Here is a 19222-nt window from a genome sequence, read left to right as displayed (position 1 = left end):
CGCGATCCGTCCTTGGTGCCGGGAACGTATTCGGCGCTCGCCGACGCTGAGCTCGCTTCGAAATACCGCTTCCGTCAGCGGGCTGGAACACGTTCCAAGAGGGCTCGACGTCGCCTTCAGGTCATCCCTCCTTCGGCCGCTGAAGGCACGAGACAACGCCATGGACGTGTAGCCCTTTGACGACGCGTCCGACCCGCAGTAGATTCACCGCTTCACTCCGTGAGTCCCCGCGATGTCTTCCTCTACTCGACCTCGGTCCTGATCTGGGGAACGACTTGGCTCGCGATCACCTACCAACTCGGGCCCGCGCCAGTAGAGGTCTCGGTTGCCTATCGTTTTGCCCTCGCCGCGGCACTCCTCCTCGCGTACTGCTTCGTCCGCGGCTACCCGTTGAAGTTCTCAGCTCGGGATCACCGTTTCATGGCTCTCCAGGGCCTTTTCCTGTTCGCGGTGAACTACGTGCTCACCTACCACGCGGAGCGGTTCATCTCTTCTGGCCTCACCGCCGTGGGATTCACCGTCATCGTGTTTCTGAACATCCTCGGAACCCGGGTCTTCTTCGGCAACCCGATCCGGCTTCCCGTGTTGATGGGCGCCGCGCTCGGAGCTGTCGGTATCGGGCTGGTCTTCTGGCCCGACCTCGCGGGCTTTCGAGCCTCGCCGGAAGGCCTCCTGGGTCTCGGTCTCATCGTGAGCGCCGCGGCCTTTTCTTCCATCGGGAACATGCTCTCCGCGTGGAACCAGAAGCGGAGACTTCCCGTCGTGCCGTCGAACGCCTTTGGCATGGCCTATGGCGCTCTGTTCGTCGCGGGTTTCGCCCTCTTCACGGGGAAAGACTTTCCCGTTCCCCTCAGCGCTTCGTACCTGATCTCGCTCCTCTACCTCTCGCTCTTCGGAACGGCGCTCGCCTTTGGAGCTTACCTTTCGCTTCTGGGCCGCATCGGCGCCGACAAGGCCGCCTACGCTTCCGTGTTGTTTCCGCTCGTCGCGCTGGCCCTCTCGACATGGGTCGAAGGGTTCGTCTGGCATCCCTCGACGGTCCTCGGCTTGTGCCTGAGCCTCGTCGGAAACATCATCATCCTGAGCAAACGCCGCGCCTGAAGGGTCGAGAGTGGAATGTGTGCGGACGTTTGGTTGTCGAGTGGAGGCGACCCAGGCTCAGTTTTGTCCCTTCAACCTATCGAGTGCACGCTGGAAGAATCCCTTCCCCTGGTCGGGCGGGGCGAGGGACACGGCTTGCTCCATGTGGGCGATGGCGGCAGCATGCTCGCCGGTCTTCTCGTACGCGGTCGCTGCGAGGTAGTGGCCGTAGGCAAAGTCCGGGTTGTGCTCGAGCTCGAGCTCGAGGATACGGACAGCTTCCCGGGTCTTCCCTTCATCGAGGAGCCGTTCTCCCAGGCTTCCGAGGGTACCCGCTTTGAAGTTGTAAGAGAACCCACCGTAATACGATGTCCGCAACTCCTCGTATTTTTCGACAGCGGCGTCGACACCTTCCTCGTCGATGATCTCGGCGAGGACGTCTTCGAGCATTCGCGGCTGGGGTTGCCCGCGATGACAAGTCACGCACTCGACGCGGATCGTGCCTTCCAGTTTCGAGAGATGGTCTTCGTTGATCGCTCGCACCATGACGATCATCGCGCGCGCTTTGTCTTTCATGGGATTGGTGTCAGACGCAAAATCGAAAGTCGTGAGGTCCATGGGCTCGAGCTCCTGGCCTTTTTTCGCGCTGTGGCAGTACTCACACCGCACACCGAGGCCGGTGGCGAAACCTCGCATGATGGCTCCGAGCTCACTCCCTTTGACGGACGAGGCAAGCGCCCGCAAGTTCTCGGGCTCTTCTGGCCAACGAAACTCCTGCGCACCAGCGCTTGCGGCGAACGCCAATACAAACAGCAACGAAGGCGCGATCTTCTCAGTCATGTCGTAACATTCCTCATCATATCCGGTGGAACTCCTCCGAGGTGTGGTGACGGTTACTACGGACGATGGGAAACTACGGTACGAGCCGTTTCAGCTCCTCGGTCCAGTCGATGACGACTGTAATCTCGAACTCGGGTACTGCACCGGAGTCACCCGGCGTCAGTAACAGGAGTCGCCCGTCCGGCGCGACGTCAGTGGTGGGCAACATTCCCGAAGAGACTCAGACGCTCTCATCTTTCAGCTCGTGCAGCTCGGTCGCGATCCCGAGGCCTATCGTCTCGCCGCCGTCACCGTGCTGGTGGCGCTCGTGGCGATCTGGTTAGCCGACCGGCTTTCGAGACGGTCTCGGTCGAAGTCCGTCGCTCTCCGATGATCCACGTCACCATGCGGCTTCCGCTCGACTCTTTCGATTCCGACGTCTCGCTGGATATGAACGAGGAGAGCTCGATTGGCTGCCCTCGCCCACGTTTCGCAGCATGGTAAGCTTCGAAGTCGAGGCAACCCCAGCGTGAGAATCATCAGCGCCGACTCCCACACGATCTCGGTGGGCGTTGAGACGCAAAAAGCTCTCGATGAGCTCTTCGAGGGTGTCCCGCCGGCCGAGCGAGACAAGCTCGTGGCGGAGAATGCGGTCGAGCTCTTCGACTTGAGCTGAGGCGCCCCGGGTCGACCCATGACGGATGTCGGGAGCGGCAGCGCCGGTAAAGCGAGGGATGCCGCCCTACCGGAGCTTCTCGACGACTACGGTGGCCGCATTTTCGGCCTCGGCCTCAAGATGTGCGGGACTCCCCAGGACGCCGAGGATCTCGTCCAGGAGACGTTTCTCCAGGCGTACCGAAAGTGGGATCAGTTCGAGGGCCGCTCCCAGCCCTCGACCTGGCTCTACCGGATCGCGTCGCGCCTCTGTACCCGCCGGAAGCGGCGGCGCGCCGGCGAGCCCAAAAATCTCGCGTCACTCGACGTCTTGCCGTCTCCCGACGAGCCCGTCGTTCAACTCGGAGACGCCTCGCTCAGCCCCGAGCAGCTAGTATTACGGAGGGAAACGCGGGACGCGGTGGACGAAGCCATCGGCCACCTCCCCGAGGCCTTCCGGCTCCCGCTCTTTCTGAAAGAGCTCATGGAGCTCTCCACGGAAGAGGTCGCGGAGATACTCGGCATCAAACCGGCAACGGTGAAGACCCGGGTCCACCGCGCGCGGCTCTACCTCGCCAAGGAGCTGCGACGGCATCTTCCGCGGGTGCCAGCCCCGCCACCCGACCACTCGCGACAGATCTGCCTGGACCTGCTCGAGTTGAAGCAGCAGGCCCTGGATCGACGTAGCGAGTTCCCCGTACCTCAGCACGAGCTCTGCCGGCGGTGCCGATCCCTCTTTCTGACGCTCGACCTCGCCACGGATACGTGCCGCCGACTCGCCGACGGCGAGCTGCCCCCGGAAATCCGTCGCGTCATCCTGGACAAGGTCTCGGCGGAAAAGGTCCGGCCGTGAGCACGGCCGTCTGAACCTGAGCCCGCCCGGAGAAATTCCGGGAACCCCACCCCCCCGTCGTGTCTCCAAAGGGACAGAAAGAGAGGTTCACCCATGGTGAAAGGCGTCGCCGGGCTCTTCCATGTGCTGGGGCTCGGGCTCGTCCTGGCGCTCACCCCCAACGAGACCTATGGGGCGTCCGGGGAACAGGCTTGCTGCCGTAGGCAAGAGGGCCGCGGCGGGCAACACGGTATGGGTACGGGTATGGGCATGGGCATGGGGGACGAGACCCATGCGGACGATATGGCGGTCTTTCGCTTTCTGCTGGACAACCGAGACGCGATCCGCCGCGACGTGACGCAGTTCGACAACGGCATCGAGAGCTTGACCGAGTCGGACGACCACGAGGTCGCCGCGAAGATTCGCGAGCACGTCACCGCCATGTACCAGCGGATGCGGGAGACCCGTCCGATTCACGCCCGGGATCCCCTCTTCGCCGAGGTCTTCCGGCACGCCGACGCGATCGAGATTGCGATGGTCGCGACCGAGAAAGGAATCCGGGTCAAGGAAACCTCGACCGACCCCTACGTCGTCCAGCTCATCCAAGCGCATGCCGAGGTCGTCAACGGGTTCATCGAGAACGGCCACATCGAGATGCGCAAGAACCACGCGGTTCCCGAGCGCCCCGAGAGGCCGGAGAGCAAAGACGAGAGGAACCGTTGATCGGTACGACGTTGTTGCTCCTGAGCCTGACGTCCGCCGGGGCAGGCCTCGTGGGTCAGACGCCACGAGAGACCGAGACCCTCTCCCTGCCGGCCGCTGTCGCGAGCGCCCGCGCACAGAGCCCGATGATGCTCGCCGCCGCCGCTACGACCGACGCGAGCGCGGCCCGAATCGAGCAAGCGCGCGCGGCGCTCCTGCCCCGGCTCGACTTCATCGAGTCGGCGACCCGGAGCGACAACCCCGTTTTCGTGTTCGGCTCGCTCCTCAACCAAGGCCGTTTCACCGAGAGCAACTTCGCCCTCGACGAGCTCAACCAGCCGAGCCCCCTCTCTTTGTTCCAGTCTCGCTTCCTCCTCGAGCAAACCGTCTTCGCGGGCGGCAATAACTGGCTCGAGCGAAGACGAGCCCGGCTCGGCCGCGACGAGTCGCTCGAGACCGCCCGCGAGACCGAGATGGACGTAATGCTCCGCGTGGTTCGCGGCTATTACGGCGTGCTCCTCGCGGCACGACAGCTCGAGGTCGCGGAGGACACGCTCGCCGTCGGTGACGAGGACCTCCGGAGCGCCCGCGTAAGCCGGGACGCCGGCCTCACCACGGACGCCGACGTGCTCGCGCTCGAGGTACGACGCTCGGAGCTCGAGGAGAACCGCATCGTCGCCGAGAACATGGTGGAGCTGAGCTGGATGGAGCTCAACGCGGCGATGGGAGCACCTCTCGAAGCACGCTGGAAGCTCTCGACCCCGCTGACGCCGGCACCCAACACCAACACCCGCACCAGCCCCCGCTCGGAGAGCTCATCATCGCAGGTGGAAGCGGGGCTCGCGTCCGAGGGGCTCGTCCACAACCCGGAGCTGCGACGCGGCGAGCTTCACGTCCAGTCCGCGGAGCTGGCTCATCGTCAAGCGCGCAGCGCTTTTCTCCCCTCCATCTTCGTTCACGCCGGATGGGAATCCGATCGCGCGAGCTTCACGGGGAGCGGAGGCACGAACTGGATGCTCGGAGTCTCCCTGCGCATGAACCTCTTCAATGGTCTCGGGGACCGGGCGCGCACCCGAGAAGCGGAGGCCGAGTTGTCGGCCGCGCGGGCGCGGCGAGCCGAGACCGAGAGCCGGATTCGCCAGAGCCTTCGCCGGGCTTTTCTCGACATCGAGACCGCACGGGAGCGGCTCTCGGTGAGCGAGGGGGCTGCAGCCCGCGCTCGCGAGAGCCACCGCATCACGCGCGCCCGTTACGAGAGTGGGCTCGCCAGCGTTACGGAGTTATTGCGAAGTCAGAACGCGCTCATGGCGAGCGAGCTCCGGGAGCTCCAGGCCACGGCGGAAACGCGCGTGGCGATCGCCGAGCTCGAACGTCTGACGGGAACGCTCAGCCCGAGCTCGGAGGCGATACAACCGTGAGAACGAAACGCATTCATTCGATACTGCCCTTGGCCGCTGCCCTTACGTTCGCCTGCGGAGGCGAGGAACGCGCATCCGAGCCCGGAGGCTCGCCGGTGGAAACGTCGGTGGTGCTCTTGAGCCGCGAGCAGGTTCCGCAGCTTCACCGAGCGAGCGGAACGCTCGTCGCTCAGGAGACCGCCGTGCTCTCGAGCCGGGTCCCCGGCTACGTACGCACGATCGCCGTTCGCGCCGGTGAGGAGGTGCGGGCCGGTCAGGAGCTGCTCACGATCGAGGGCGACGACCTCGAAGCGCGTCTTCGCGCCTCCGAGGCGGCCGTTGTCGAGGCGGAGGCAGCGCTCACCGAAGCCGAGAGTGGACGAGCAGCGGCCGAAGCTCAATACGAGCTGGCCCGCGCGACCCACGAACGCATTCTGACCCTGCGGAACCAGCGCGCGGCGACAGCACAGGAGATGGACCAAGCCGAGACCGAGCTCCGCTCCGCGGAGGCCGGGCTGCGCGGAGCCGAAGCCCGCCTCGCTCGTATCCAATCGAGTCTCGTGCGTGCTCGCGCCGAGCTCGACGCCGCACGGGCCGCGCACGGCTATACGAGCCTGCGCGCTCCCTTCGACGGGCGTGTCATCGAACGGCCCGTCGAGGTAGGCAACCTCGCCGCACCAGGCACCCCCCTTCTCACCGTCGAGAAAACGGGCGCGGTACAGGCGGAGGTTTATCTCGACGAGGCGCTCGCGGGAAAGGTCCGTCCCGGAGACCGAGCCCAGGTGCTCTTGTCGGAGAACGAGCGGGTTCCAGGGATCGTGAGCGAGGTCGAGCCCGCGGTCGACCCGCAGAGTCGCTCGTTTCTCGCCAGGGTCTCGCTCGAAGACTCATCGGCGAGCGCGACCGAGAACCGCGTCGCCGGAGCGTTCGTGCGAGTCGAGCTCGAAACCGGAACCGTCGAGCGCGTATTGATCCCGGAGAGTGCCGTCATACGCCGAGGCCAGCTCGAGCTGGTCTACGTCGTCGTCGACGACCGGGCCCGGCTCCGGCTCGTGATGCTCGGACGAAAGCGGGGCGACCGCATGGAAGTGCTGTCCGGTCTCGACGCGGGTGACCGCGTCATCATCGACGGAAGCGTCGTCGCTGAAGAGGGCGTTGCCGTGGTCGTGCCGTCATGACGCGGGGCGAGAACGGGCTCGGCGCCGCGGGAAAGGTCGCCCGGGCGTTCATCGACTCCAAGCTGACTCCCCTCTTCCTCATCGCCTCGGTCGCGCTCGGGCTCTTCACGCTCTGGCAGCTCCCCCGGGAGGAGGAGCCGCAGATCATCGTGCCGATGTTCGACGTGTTCGTCGAGATGCCGGGGGCCTCGCCGCGAGAGATCGAAGAGCGCGTCACCGGACCACTCGAGAAGCTCCTGTGGGAAGTCCCCGGCGTCGAGTATCTCTACTCGACGTCGAGTCCGGGCTCGAGCCTCATCGTCGTGCGTTTCCTCGTCGGCGCGAACGAGGAAGACGCCGCTGTAAGACTGAACAACAAGCTCTCGAGCCATGCCGACCGCCTCCCGCCGGGAGCCAGCCCACCCCTCGTTAAGCCCCGCTCGATCGACGACGTCCCCGTGCTCGCGCTGACGCTGTGGAGCCGCCGCTACGACCACCTCACGCTTCGGCAAGCGGCGGCGGAGCTCGCCGAGGCGGTGAAGCAAGTACCCGACGTGAGCGAGGTCACCCTCATCGGGGGCGCGCGTCGCCAGCTGCAAGTCTTCCTCGACCCGGACGCCCTCGAAGCCCGCGGGCTCTCGCCGACCACGGTCGCGGACCGTCTCGGCGGCGCGAACCGGAAGCTCCCCGCGGGACGGCTCACGGCCAACAACCGCGAGTTGATCCTATCGACGGGCCAATGGCTGACGGACGCCGAGGAGGTAGGCCGCATCGTCGTCGGTGCGCACCGGGGTCGCCCCGTCTTCCTCGAGCATGTCGCTCGGATCGAGGACGCCGGCGAAGAGCCGACCCAGTACGTTTTCTTCGGGGACAAGGCGGAGGGAGGCGAGTGGCCCGCCGTCACCATCGCGGTCGCCAAGCGAAAGGGCGTCAACGCGGTCGCCCTGAACCACCGGATCATGGAGAGGGTACGCTCGCTCAAGGGCCGTCTCGTCCCCGAGGACGTCACCATCACTGTGACACGGGATTACGGCGAGACGGCGGCGGAGAAGAGCAACGAGCTACTCTTTCATATGGCGATCGCGGTGGTCAGCGTCGCCCTCCTCATCGCCTGGACGCTCGGACGACGCGAAGCGGTCATCGTTCTGCTCGCAATCCCCGCGACGCTCGCGCTAACGCTCTCCGTCTTCTACTTCTACGGCTTCACGCTCAACCGCATCACCCTCTTCGCACTCATCTTTTCCATCGGCATCCTCGTGGACGACGCCATCGTCGTCGTCGAGAACGTCGCGCGCCATCGCCGATTGCCCGGCAATCGCGGGCGCAGCATGGCGGAGGTCGCGGTCGAGGCCGTCGACGAAGTCGGCAACCCCACCATCCTCGCGACCTTGACGGTCATAGCCGCCATTCTTCCCATGGCCTTCGTGAGTGGTCTCATGGGCCCCTATATGCGCCCGATCCCGATTGGCGCCTCGGCGGCGATGGTCTTCTCGCTGATCGTGGCCTTCGTGGTAACCCCGTGGGCGACCGTCCGCCTCATGGGAGGGAGTGGAGTGCACGGTGAGCACCAAGCGGAAGGCTCGTCGACCCGCCTCTACCGCATCGCGATGGGAAAGTTGATACGGAGTCGCACCCACCGGCGGTTCTTCCTCGCGACGGTGGTCGTGATGCTCCTCGGCTCCATGGGACTCGTCGCGGTCGGGATCGTCGAGGTCAAGATGCTTCCCTTCGACAACAAGAGCGAGCTCCAGCTCGTCATCGACATGCCGGAGGGCACGACGCTCGAGGAGACGCTCGCCGCCGCGAGACACTTCGTCGATGTCGTTCGACAGCAAGAAGAGGTTACGCACTATCAGATCTACGCCGGCACGTCGGGTCCCTACACCTTCAACGGCCTCGTGCGCCACTACTTTCTCCGCCGAGGCTCGAACGTCGCCGACGTTCAGGTGAACCTGGTGCCCAAAGGCGAGCGGAAGGACGCGAGCCATGAGATCGCCAAGCGGCTGCGGGAATCGCTCCAGGAATCCGCCGGAATGCTAGGCGCTCGGCTCAAGGTCGTCGAGGTGCCGCCCGGCCCTCCGGTCCTCCAGACGCTCGTCGCCGAGATCTACGGTCCCGACTACGAGCGGCAGATCGAGCTAGCCGAGTCGGTCCGCGAACGGATGGAGGTTTTGCCGGGGGTCGTCGATGTCGATTGGTACGTCGAGGACGAGCAACCCGAGTTTCGATTGCGGGTCGACCAGGAGAAGACTGCGCTCGCCGGTGTCCGCCTCGATACCGTCGCCCGCGCGGTTCGCCTGGCGACGGCGGGTGAGAGCGTCGGGCTGCTCCACGACGAACGCTCACAAGAGGACGTTCCCCTCATGCTGCGGCTCGACCGCGCCACCCGCTCCGACCTCGACGAGCTGTTGAGCCTGCGCGTCCGTAGTGAGTCCGGAGCGATCGTGCCCGTGGGCGAGCTCGCCACGGTCGAACGAGTGACGGCGGACCGGAGCATCTATCACAAAAACCTTCTCCCGGTCGTCTACGTCACGGCAGACGTCGCCGGCGCCATCGAGAGCCCCGTCTACGCCATTCTGAAGCTCGCCCCGGAGATCCGGGCGATCGAGCTCCCCGAGGGTTACGCGCTCGAACAGTACACGGCGAGCGTCCCCCTCGAGAGCCAGACGTACAGCATGAAGTGGGATGGTGAGTGGCACATTACCTACGAGGTTTTTCGCGACCTCGGCCTCGCCTTCGCGGCCGTCCTCGTGCTCATTTACATCCTCGTCGTCGCCTGGTTCCAGTCCTTCTCCGTGCCCGTCGTCATCATGTCTGCCATCCCCTTCTCGCTCGTCGGGATCCTCCCGGCCCACGGTATGGGCGGCGCGTTCTTCACCGCCACGTCGATGATCGGCTTCATCGCCGGCGCCGGCATCGTCGTCCGCAACTCCATCATCCTCGTCGATTTCGTCGAGCTTCGTTTACGGGAAGGGATGCCGCTTCCCGAGGCGGTCATCGACGCGGGCGCCGTCCGATTCCGGCCGATGCTGCTCACTGCCGCCGCGGTCGTCGTCGCCGCCGCCGTCATCTTGTTCGATCCGATCTTCCAGGGACTCGCGATCTCCCTCATGGCGGGAGAGGTCGCGTCCCTGCTGTTGTCTCGGGCCACCGTTCCGGTGGCCTATTTCCTGCTCAAGACGAAGGAGCACGTACCATGACCATCGAACGCTATCTTCGATTCATCGCGGGAACGCTCGTCGTTCTCTCGCTCGCCCTCGGCTACGCCGTCCATCCCGGGTTCTATCTGTTCACCGCCTTCGTGGGCGTCAACCTCGCCCAGTCGGCGTTCACGAACTGGTGCCCGATGATGACCCTGCTCCGGAAGCTCGGAGTCCCGGCGCAGGCCGGAAGCTGAGTCACCCAGATGTCGCTGATGCTCGGGGGAGGCCCGCGGTAACATCGAGTTGGAGCGTTTGCGTCCGGATGACCAAATTAGACGCCGGCTTTCGGCTGACACTACAATCGTAGTGTGACCTTCGATGAGGCGTTGCAAATCCTGGCGGCTTTCGAGCGCGAAAAAGTCGACTACGTGCTCATCGGTTCGATGGCAATGGCCGCTCAAGGCGTGATCCGAGCAACCCGCGACGTCGACTTCTTCGTCTCTCCGGAATCGGAAAATGTCGAACGGTTGAAGCGGGCGCTCAAGAGCGTCTTCGACGATGACGCGAACGTCGACGAGATCACCGCCGCCGACCTCGGAGGTGACTACCCAGCCATCGAGTACACACCGCCGCACGGGCGTTTCTCCCTCGACATTTTGTCGCGCTTAGGCGAGGCGTGGCGCTTCGAGGACCTCGAGTCAGAGGTGCTGGTCGTCGATGACGTCTCCATTCGAGTGGCCACTCCTGCTCAAATCTATCGCATGAAGAAAGATACCGTGCGGCCTCAGGACCGGCTCGACGCAGCGACCTTACGCGAGCGATTCGATCTGAGTGACGAGGACTAGTCAGGCTGATGAAAAAGTACTGCCCAGCCTGCCGAGCGGCGGCCAAAACGTCTGACGCGAGATCGGCGCGAAGCGCCGCGAAGGCCGAGCCGTGGCGGCTCGATCAATTGCGGGTCCCGCCACGGTATTGAGCACTCTAGGATGGGCGTTCGGAAGTTTCGCTCGGTCTCGGATATGCCTGGACCACCTGCGAGAGCCCCCTTGGATCCGGACAACCTGCGTATCGCTTGCGAGCTCATCGAGCTCACGGCGCGTTTGCACTCGAGCCCACGCCGTCCCGGCGTGCGGAAGTTCCGCTCGTACGATGAGGCCCATCGAGTGCGGCAGAATGAAGACCGCGATTCCCAATAGGGACACTCGACGTTGTCGGCGGAAGCCTCCAACGAAGCCAATGCGAGATACGGAAATCTAACGGCGTTTCGCCGGCTGCCTTGGTAGGAATGAACTCGCATTGCGGGTTTGGAAGCTCGAGGCTAGGATCTCGCCATGTCGATTGCCACAGTCGTCCACCGAGCCCTCATCGCGGCTTTCTGTCTCACTCTGCCGTCGCTCGTGCTCGCCCAGCGGCGGGACCTTCTCACGCCACAGCAGAGGGCCGACCGCGCTAGCCTCGAGGAAGAGCTCCAGGAAATCGCGATCGTGGAGCGCAAGCTCATGATCCCAATGCGTGACGGTGTCCGTCTCGCCACCGATATCTATCGTCCACGGAACGCGTCCGGCAAGGTACCGATCGTGTGGTCCCGCACGCCCTACAACTTCAATTACTGGGACGTCGACAACGGAGTGCCCGCGGACATGACCCGCGCCCTCACCGCGGTGAAGCGCGGCTACGCCTACGTCGTTCAAAACGAGCGTGGTCATTTCTTCTCGGAGGGTAACTACGACATCCTCGGCTCACCCGACGACGGCTACGACATGCTCGAGTGGATGCAGCGACAACCGTGGTCGAACGGAAAAGTCGGGACGACGGGCTGCTCGTCGACCGCGGAGTGGCAAATGGCAGTCGCTGCGATGGGGCACCCCGCGTTCGCCGCGATGAACGTCCAGGGCTTCGGCGCGGGCGTCGGCCGGGTCGGCCCCTACTACGAGCAAGGTAACTGGTACCGTGGCGGTGCGATCCAAATGCTCTTCATCGCATGGATCTACGGGCAGCAAAACCAGGTGCGTCCGATGTTCCCGAGCGGCACCGGCCAGGAGAACCTCGAAGCGGCGGCGCGCATGTTCGACCTCGCACCCCACATGCCGCCCGTGGACTGGAGCGAAGCGCTAGCCCACCTCCCGGTGCAGGACATCATCCAGAAAGTGAACGGGCCTCGCGGGATCTTCGCAGACCCGATGCCGGTGCCGACGGGAGGCGCGATGATTCAGCGGACCCCGAACGATCCCGCCTGGTACGAGGGTGGGTTGTGGCACGACAACATGCCCCTCGAAGTGCCGGGATTGTGGTTCATGTCGTGGTACGACGTGTCGATCGGACCGAACTTGGCGATGTACAACCACGTTCGAAGTCATGCCTCACCAGAGATCGCTGCCCAGCAGTGGGCGGTCATTGCGCCCGTCGCTCATTGTGCCTACACGCGAGCGACCAAGAACACCGTCGTCGGTGAGCGCGGTATGGGTGACGCTCGGCTGGATTACGACGAGATCGTCTACGGTTTTTTCGATCGGTTTCTGAAAGGGGAGTCTGAGACCCGTCTCGACACGCTGCCCAAAGTCACCTACTTCACCATGGGCGCGAACGAGTGGCAGACGTCCGATACCTGGCCTCCGGCGGGGGCAGTGGAGCGCACGTTCTACCTGGCGAGCGGCGGCGCGGCGAACTCACTCTACGGCGACGGTGCGCTGGTGGAGGCTCCTCCGAAGGACGACACTCCGGACACCTTCGTCTACGATCCGCTGAACGCGGTTCCCTCCTACGGAGGAAACGTCTGTTGCACCGGAAACGCCGTCGAAGCCGGCTCGTTCGATCAGCGAAAAATGGAAGCGCGAAACGACATCCTCGTCTACACGACCGAGCCGTTCGAGAGCGGCCTCGAGCTCAGCGGGTCGATCACGCCGACGCTCTACGTCTCTTCCGACGCCAAAGATACCGATTTCACCGTCAAGGTGCTCGACGTCTACCCGGACGGACGGGCGTACAACCTCGACGAGACCATCCAGCGTCTCCGCTACCGCGACGGCTACGACAAACCTCTGGTTTGGATGGAGAAGGGTGAAGTCTACAAAGTCGTGCTGCAGCCGCTCACGACGAGCAACTACTTCGCGTCCGGCCACCGCCTCCGCATCGAGGTGTCGAGTAGCAACTTCCCGCGGTTCGACCGAAACCTCAACACCGGCGGCAACAACTACGACGAGTGGAGCCCGGTGGTGGCAAGAAACGCCGTCCACCATTCGAAGGAGTACCCATCGAAGCTCACCATCACGGTGGTACCGAGACCGGCGGAAACACCACAGCCTGACTCGGCCAACCGCTGAGCCGGCGGCGACGTCCCTAGCCGAGTCGTGCGGCACCGCCACCGCATCTACGAGGTCGATCCTCTGATACGCGTTCCCCGACTCCCAGGGAACGATGACCGACTCATCCATCGGTGGACGAGGGGTGTTCGAGCTCGCGGAGGGCCACGCCGACGATCTGCTCGACGATCTCCAGCAGGCACTCGATGGGTAATCTCGATCCGGAGAAGGCCGCTCCCGGCCCTGCCGGGCGCCGAGGTTCGGATACAGCTTGACACCGCTGCCGAGACGAAGCATGTTGGCGCCCTCCAGGAGGAACGCGATGCAGAAGACGATTCGAATTTCGCTCGCCATGGCTCTCGCCGTCTTCGTTATCGCCGGTTGCGCGCCTCCGGCCCCGACAGAAGCCCCCGATACCCGGGCGGCGGACGAGGCCACGATCCGAGCGAACGTCAAGGAGTGGTCGGCCGCGGCGCAGGCGAAAGACAGCGAGCGTTTCCTGTCGTTCTACGCCGAAGACGCCACTCTGATGCTGGAGGCGGCGCCCGACGTGAGCGGACGCGCCGCCCTCGGCGAGGCCCTTGCGGGAATGATGCAGGACCCGAACTTCGACCTGTCGTTCGAGGCCGAGGACGTCGTCGTGGCCCGCGCTTCGGATCTCGCCTACGAGACGGGCTCGTATCGCCTCACGGTGAGCGGGCCGGACGGCGAGCCCGCGACGCAGACGGGGCACTACGTGGTGGTCTGGCGAAAGATGCCGGACGGCTCGTGGAAAGTCGCGGTGGACGCCCCGGTATCCGATCCGCCTAAGTAGCCGATCCCGTCGGGCTCGAACGCCGCGGCGGGAGGTCAAGTTTGCTTCGATCTCGTGTCGAAACGGCAGGTCCCCATCGACTCGGACGTTCCGCTCGGCTCGCTCTGCTATCGGGACCTTCTACGGAAGCTTCGGGACTTCTCCAGGCGAAGGAGCGCGAGTTGCTGGAGAAACATTCCCGTCCGGTGTCGACGTACGTCATCGCTGCGAGCGGCTGGGAATCCTCGGCGGCGGCTTTGCGATTCCGCGCTTCCGATCACTTCCGGGCGGTTGATTGTGGAGACGAGCCTTTCCTCGAAGATGCGTCGTTCCACCTGAAGTTGTACCGCAAGGCCGACGCCGGACCGCCGCCGACTGCGACCTGAAACCCTGACGCGACGAAATTGGTTGCAGTCATACTCCGGTCACCGACGAGCGGAGGTACTCGCGAGAAGGAGACGAGAACGTCCTCGCGCTCGGGAAGCGGCGCAAGGAGCTATAATGCACCCTCCCAGGGGATTCAATGATGCTGAAGGTTCAGGTAACCGACGGGCCTCACCTTACCAGGACCATCGCGCTCGAGGGCAGGCTCGACTTCGGGAGCGTGGGAGTCCTGGATACGGAGCTCGACTCCCTGCTCGAAAAGCCCGTGAAGGTGCTGGTGTTCGATCTTTCGAAGCTCGAGTACATCTCGAGCGCGGGGCTTCGCTCGCTCTTCCGCGCCCAGAAGTCGGTGAAGGCTCAGTCGGGCAAGGTGGTGCTCCTCAACCCCACCCCGCCGGTCCAGAAAGTTCTCGAGATCGTGGAGGATTCGGGCGTGGGAGACATCTTCTCGATCGTCGAGGAGCTCGATCAGAACCTCGACCCGACGCGGAAGAAAGTGAGCGAGGGCGAGTAGGTTTCCTCTGGCGCGTCGCGAGCACACCGCGCTCGAGCACGACGCCGGTAAACGCCGTCGTCGACTTACTGTCGCGCTCGTGACGTTCGTCATCGTGCTTGCGGTCATCTACCCTTCCGGCGCGATCGAGCGATTCGCTCGCACTCGTGGTGCAAGGCGTTCGCCGCTGCGGCAAGTCGACACTTCTGGCGCGGATGATGCGGCTCTACCGAGCGAGCAGGCAGGAGCTTAGCTGCGACTCGAGCGGCTGGCCGAAGGCGCTGTCCTGTGCTCAGCGAGAAGGTGGCGACGAGCTCTCCCAAATGTAAGGGCGGAGCCAAAATAGGGAGTTCTCCCGATGCGGGGCTCCCGGCTCGAATCGTAGCATGAGTGTCATCAAACTTGACTTACCCGAGGAGAGCTAGCATGAGCAAAGCATCGGAAAACGCAGAGGTTATCCGGCGAGGCTACGCGGCCTTCAACGCGAGCGACATCGAGGCGCTCAACGAGATCTTCGACGTGAACGCCTCGTGGCACACGCCCGGGAAAAGCCCGATCGCTGGCGACAACGTGGGCCGCGACGCGGTCTTCGAGCAGTTCGGAAAATACGTCGGCCAGACGGGCGGGACCTTCAAGGCTACGCTGCAGCACGTGCTCGGTGGAGACAATGGCCGAGTGATTGGAGTTCACCACAACAGCGGCGAGCGTAACGGCAAACGCCTCGACGTCGCCTGCTGCATCGAGTTCGAGGTCAAAGGGGGCAAGATCGTGAGCGGACGCGAGCACTTTTTCGACCTCTACAATTGGGACGAGTTCTGGTCGTAAACGTCGCGACAGTTGGGACCCGAATGGGGCGAGTCGAGTCGCCCCATACGGGTTCCGGTTTTGGGCCGGAACGTTGAGCTCTCCCCGGAGCCGCACTCGCGCCCAGAACAATATCCGCCTGAAAACGGGGATGTGAGCGCGAAACTTCCAGGCAGCAGCGAGCTCAGCCCGACTTCGCGTCGGTGAGATCAGAAAACGGATTCCTGACGACGACGCCGTCGTAGTCCTGGCCATCGCTCAAGTCTTCGGAGAGTATCTCCGCGCAGCCCAGCGCTCGCGCTGCTTCGATGACGGCGGCGTCCCAGTACGAGATATGGAACTTCTCGTGCACCGTGCGTCGAGCTCGGGCACGCGCTTGAAGTTTTCATCAAACGTCAGAAGATGAGCTCCGCTATCGACCACGAGGCAGCGATCCAGATATCGTTGACGGGAATTGGGGTTCCGGTGCGACGTAGCTGTGCGAAGACACGTCCGTAGCGGCGGGCGGTCGAAGGCGTTGCGTCGAGCGTGGCCACGAAGGCACGCCATCAGTTGCTCTGGCAACTTTCATTCGGTGAGCCCTAGGTCCTTCGGGCGATGTCGCCTACGGAACGTCCAGCCCCGCCTTGCGCCAGCCGTCGATGATGCGTTCCACGTACGCGGGTTCCCACCACTTCTCGACGTCCTGGCGGACGGTGGCAGCGACGTCGGGACGCATTCGAAGGACAGTGCGCAGTGCCTTCGAAGCGGCCTCGCGCTCGCCGAGTTGGCCGCAGGCGGCGGCAATCATCAGGTGTTCTGCCCAGTGGCTAGGCAGGTTCACCTTGCGAGCGAAAGCGAGAGCACCGCGGTCGTCGCCCTGGCGATAGGCGTTGTAGAAGTCGGCGTACCAGTACCAGCCGGGATGGTGGGGGTTGAGCTGCTTGGCGCGCGCCGCGAGCGCGAGACCGCGGTCGAAGTCGCCGGAATAGATGAGGAGCTCGCCGATGAAGGCGATGGAGTTCCCGTCCATCGGATTGAGCGCGACGGCTCGCTCGGCCGCGTTGCGAAACGCCTGCTTCTCCTTCTGGAAGAAGAGCACCTGAGCGAGACTGAAGTGGGCCAGGTGATTGGATGGCCCGGCTTCCACGGCGCGGCGCGCCGCGTCGGCGCCGCTCGAAAGAGGCTCGGGAAGGACGTTGAACCCCTGCCCGTGATCCTGAGCGCAAAGGAGTGCCAGCAGAGCCCAGGCATCGGCATAGGCTGGCGCCTTTCGCACCGCCACCTCGAGGCCGGCCCGCGCCGCCGCGAGCTCTTCTCCGGTCACCCGCTCGAAGTAGCCGAACGCGCGCAGCACCGCTTCATAGGGCGTCAACTCTTCGGGTTTGCGGCTGCGCACGGCTTCGCTCATGCTTCGGGGGAGGACCCCGTTCATGTCGGCGACCGTCGAAACGATTCGCGGAACGAGGTCGTCCTGCAGCTCGAACACGGCGTCGGAGTGGAAGCTACGCTCGTAGTTCTCGGCCCAGAGATGGGCCCCGCTCGTCGCATCCACGAGCTGGACCGCGAGACGCAGCTTCGTCCCCGCTTGGCGAAGGCTTCCCTCCATCACGTAGCGCGCGCCGATCTCCTTGCCGACGGAGCGGACGTCCACGGCCTCGCCCGAGTACCGCTCGGTCGAGCTGCGCGCGATCACCCGGAGGTAGGAAAAACGGGAGAGACCGGTCACGATCTCCTCGCACAACCCCTCGGCCAACGCCACGACGTCAGGGTTGGTGCCTTTGTACTTGATCGGCAACACCGCCACCCAGAACCCTTCGTCGACGCGGGACAGGCTCGACGGCGCCTCGGCGCTCTTGTCGCGCAGTGCGTCGCTCACGTCCCGCGCTGATGAGAACCGGCTCGCGGCGCTCTTCTCCAGACAGCGCTCGATCACCCGCACCAACGGCTTTGGTAGGTCGGCTCGAAGCTCGGCAGGCGGCGGCGGCGGGTCGCGAAGGATCGAAGACGCGAGCTCGACGGTCGAGCGTCCCTGGAAGGGCCGCTCGCCGGTCACCAACTCGTAGAGGATGACCCCCAGCGAAAAGAGATCGGTTCGGTGGTCCACGCTCAGGCCCGAGACCTGCTCCGGCGACATGTAGGGAACCGTCCCCATCACGATCCCTTCGCGGGTGCGCAGGCCAGTTTCGATCTCCGAGCCGCCCGCCGCCGCTGGATCGGCGATCTTGGCGAGACCGAAGTCGAGGATCATCACGCGTCCGTCCCCCGTGATCATGACGTTGGCGGGCTTCAAATCTCGGTGGACGATACCCTTGTCGTGAGCAGCGGCGAGAGCCTCGGCGAGGGCGATGGCAATCTCGAGAATCCGCTCTAAGGGAAGCCCGCCGTGCGGAATCATCCGCTCGAGGGGCTCGCCCTCGACGAGCTGCATGGTCAAGAAGTGAACGCCGTCCGATTCCTCCACTGAGTACACGGTGACGATCCCGGGGTGGTCGAGGGCGGCAAGGACCTTCGCCTCGCGCCGGAACCGCTCGAGCCGCTCCGGACTCGAGGCCATCTCGGCGGGCAGGACCTTGAGCGCCACGTCGCGGCCGAGCCGGGTGTCGGTGGCCCGGTAGACCTCGCCCATTCCGCCCTTGCCGATGAGCGTGAGAATCTCATAGGGGCCGAATCGTTCTCCCGCGCTGCGCGACATCGGCGAAATGTAATCTTTCCAACGGCAACGATCAATCGCACCCTTCACCTGCCCAGTGTCGCCCGGCTCGAGCTGTTCTCCGGGCGCTATGAACGGCCGCGCGGGCGCTCCCGCAACAGACTCGTTCGAAGCTCTTCGTAAATATCCCGTCGCGGGCCGACCAGCAGGATCTCGATGGCCCGTTCGGTATCGTGGATACGATAAATGACGCGATAATTTCCGACGCGGTAGGAGCGCAGGCCGGAGAGCTCGTTCTGAAGGGCGTGGCCTCCGAGCGGTGATTCGAGTACACCGTCAATAGCAGTGCGAATGTGTTTCTTGATGTCCGGGTGAAGTCTACGAATGCGGCCGGCAGCCTCCGGAGTGTATCGAACGCCGAATGGCTTCAACGCGAGTCTTTACCGAAGACGTCGTCGTGCGAGACCCACTGTCGCTTCTCCGCCTGCAGGAGGGACCGCCGGAGCGAACGCATCGTCTTCGAGTCCGCGAGAATCTCGAGGGTCTCTAGAAGACCCTGAAACTGTTCCATTCCGAGCAAAACCGCGGCCGGCACTCCGTCCCGGGTGAGAGCGATGGGCTCTCCACGCTGCTCGACCTCCCGAATGAGGCGGAGCAGCTGGCTCTTTGCCTTGCTCACCGGTACGTAGTTTCCAAGATCCACCCGCGCCTCCTTGGTGGTCATTATGGTGACCATTATATTGACTATCGACGCCTTATTCAAGCAGAGAAGAGAGAAGCGAGGCTGCTCAGAATGCTATAGTCTCCCGCACCAGGAGACCTTAGGAGCATTTGCATCGCACACCCGTCTCGGGTGAGCCAATCGGGGTTGTGGGTATTAGCGCGCTATCGGGAGTCGCACGGTAAACTCCGTACTCTTCCCGAGCTCGCTCGTCACCGAGATGGTGCCCCGATGAGCATGAACGATGCTGTAGCAGATCGAAAGCCCCAGACCCGTGCCCACACCGACCCCTTTGGTGGTGAACCCCGGGTC

The 19222-nt window shown here is 64.2% G+C and carries 22 protein-coding genes; 15 read left to right on the top strand and 7 right to left on the bottom strand.

Going from position 1 to position 19222, the window contains the following annotated elements:
• Window positions 1-219: 219 nt before the first annotated feature.
• Entirely contained in the window at window positions 220-1101 is an 882-nt protein-coding gene (locus tag VEK15_28685; GenBank protein HXV64709.1) for a DMT family transporter, read from the top strand.
• A gap of 57 nt (window positions 1102-1158) precedes the next feature.
• Here VEK15_28685 and VEK15_28680 read toward each other — a convergent pair whose 3' ends face one another.
• Entirely contained in the window at window positions 1159-1920 is a 762-nt protein-coding gene (locus VEK15_28680; GenBank protein HXV64708.1) for a c-type cytochrome, read from the bottom strand.
• A 73-nt stretch (window positions 1921-1993) separates the two neighbouring features.
• Entirely contained in the window at window positions 1994-2128 is a 135-nt protein-coding gene (locus VEK15_28675; GenBank protein HXV64707.1) for a hypothetical protein, read from the bottom strand.
• Window positions 2129-2164: 36 nt separating this feature from the next.
• Between VEK15_28675 and VEK15_28670 the strand changes: the two genes are divergently transcribed.
• The 14 genes from VEK15_28670 (at window position 2165) to VEK15_28605 (ending at window position 15578) form a co-directional block, all read left to right on the top strand.
• Window positions 2165-2293 carry a hypothetical protein gene (locus VEK15_28670; GenBank protein HXV64706.1) on the top strand — a complete coding sequence of 43 codons (129 nt, stop codon included), beginning with the start codon at window positions 2165-2167 and terminating at the stop codon, window positions 2291-2293.
• Window positions 2294-2428: 135 nt separating this feature from the next.
• A complete protein-coding gene (locus tag VEK15_28665) occupies window positions 2429-2575 on the top strand; it encodes a hypothetical protein (GenBank protein HXV64705.1) in 147 nt (48 codons plus the stop codon).
• An 18-nt stretch (window positions 2576-2593) separates the two neighbouring features.
• Window positions 2594-3406: an RNA polymerase sigma factor gene (locus VEK15_28660; GenBank protein HXV64704.1), complete on the top strand. Its 813-nt coding sequence runs from the start codon at window positions 2594-2596 to the stop codon at window positions 3404-3406.
• A gap of 93 nt (window positions 3407-3499) precedes the next feature.
• Window positions 3500-4108: a hypothetical protein gene (locus tag VEK15_28655; GenBank protein ID HXV64703.1), complete on the top strand. Its 609-nt coding sequence runs from the start codon at window positions 3500-3502 to the stop codon at window positions 4106-4108.
• Entirely contained in the window at window positions 4105-5505 is a 1401-nt protein-coding gene (locus VEK15_28650; GenBank protein ID HXV64702.1) for a TolC family protein, read from the top strand. Before VEK15_28655 ends, VEK15_28650 begins: the two co-directional genes overlap by 4 nt.
• A complete protein-coding gene (locus VEK15_28645; protein ID HXV64701.1) occupies window positions 5502-6662 on the top strand; it encodes an efflux RND transporter periplasmic adaptor subunit in 1161 nt (386 codons plus the stop codon). Before VEK15_28650 ends, VEK15_28645 begins: the two co-directional genes overlap by 4 nt.
• On the top strand, window positions 6659-9841 hold the full coding sequence (locus tag VEK15_28640) for an efflux RND transporter permease subunit (GenBank protein ID HXV64700.1): 3183 nt from the start codon (window positions 6659-6661) through the stop codon (window positions 9839-9841). The genes VEK15_28645 and VEK15_28640 overlap by 4 nt, the downstream gene beginning before the upstream one ends.
• Window positions 9838-10038, top strand: a complete 201-nt coding sequence (locus VEK15_28635; protein HXV64699.1) for a DUF2892 domain-containing protein — start codon at window positions 9838-9840, stop codon at window positions 10036-10038. The genes VEK15_28640 and VEK15_28635 overlap by 4 nt, the downstream gene beginning before the upstream one ends.
• 114 nt (window positions 10039-10152) lie before the next feature.
• The gene (locus VEK15_28630; GenBank protein ID HXV64698.1) at window positions 10153-10629 is read left to right on the top strand and encodes a nucleotidyl transferase AbiEii/AbiGii toxin family protein; all 477 of its coding nucleotides are present in this window, start codon (window positions 10153-10155) and stop codon (window positions 10627-10629) included.
• A 486-nt stretch (window positions 10630-11115) separates the two neighbouring features.
• Entirely contained in the window at window positions 11116-13104 is a 1989-nt protein-coding gene (locus VEK15_28625) for a CocE/NonD family hydrolase (GenBank protein ID HXV64697.1), read from the top strand.
• 301 nt (window positions 13105-13405) lie between these two features.
• Window positions 13406-13897 carry an SgcJ/EcaC family oxidoreductase gene (locus VEK15_28620; protein ID HXV64696.1) on the top strand — a complete coding sequence of 164 codons (492 nt, stop codon included), beginning with the start codon at window positions 13406-13408 and terminating at the stop codon, window positions 13895-13897.
• 161 nt (window positions 13898-14058) lie between these two features.
• Window positions 14059-14262 (top strand): hypothetical protein, encoded by a 204-nt coding sequence (locus tag VEK15_28615; protein ID HXV64695.1) that lies wholly within the window; start codon window positions 14059-14061, stop codon window positions 14260-14262.
• Window positions 14263-14399: 137 nt separating this feature from the next.
• Window positions 14400-14774 (top strand): STAS domain-containing protein, encoded by a 375-nt coding sequence (locus tag VEK15_28610; GenBank protein HXV64694.1) that lies wholly within the window; start codon window positions 14400-14402, stop codon window positions 14772-14774.
• A gap of 405 nt (window positions 14775-15179) precedes the next feature.
• Entirely contained in the window at window positions 15180-15578 is a 399-nt protein-coding gene (locus VEK15_28605) for a nuclear transport factor 2 family protein (GenBank protein ID HXV64693.1), read from the top strand.
• Between the two features lie 163 nt (window positions 15579-15741).
• Here VEK15_28605 and VEK15_28600 read toward each other — a convergent pair whose 3' ends face one another.
• The 5 genes from VEK15_28600 to VEK15_28580 all read right to left on the bottom strand — a co-directional run.
• Complete coding sequence (locus tag VEK15_28600; protein HXV64692.1) at window positions 15742-15909, bottom strand: hypothetical protein; 168 nt, start codon at window positions 15907-15909, stop codon at window positions 15742-15744.
• A gap of 252 nt (window positions 15910-16161) precedes the next feature.
• Window positions 16162-18231: a protein kinase gene (locus VEK15_28595; GenBank protein HXV64691.1), complete on the bottom strand. Its 2070-nt coding sequence runs from the start codon at window positions 18229-18231 to the stop codon at window positions 16162-16164.
• A gap of 86 nt (window positions 18232-18317) precedes the next feature.
• Window positions 18318-18620, bottom strand: a complete 303-nt coding sequence (locus VEK15_28590) for a type II toxin-antitoxin system mRNA interferase toxin, RelE/StbE family (protein HXV64690.1) — start codon at window positions 18618-18620, stop codon at window positions 18318-18320.
• On the bottom strand, window positions 18617-18913 hold the full coding sequence (locus VEK15_28585; protein ID HXV64689.1) for a type II toxin-antitoxin system Phd/YefM family antitoxin: 297 nt from the start codon (window positions 18911-18913) through the stop codon (window positions 18617-18619). The genes VEK15_28590 and VEK15_28585 overlap by 4 nt, the downstream gene beginning before the upstream one ends.
• A gap of 153 nt (window positions 18914-19066) precedes the next feature.
• On the bottom strand, window positions 19067-19222 hold a 156-nt coding region (locus VEK15_28580; GenBank protein HXV64688.1), incomplete at its 5' end, for an ATP-binding protein.

The organism is Vicinamibacteria bacterium, from assembly GCA_035620555.1.
Lineage (GTDB): Bacteria > Acidobacteriota > Vicinamibacteria > Marinacidobacterales > SMYC01 > DASPGQ01.
This window is presented reverse-complemented; position numbering and strand designations above follow the sequence as displayed.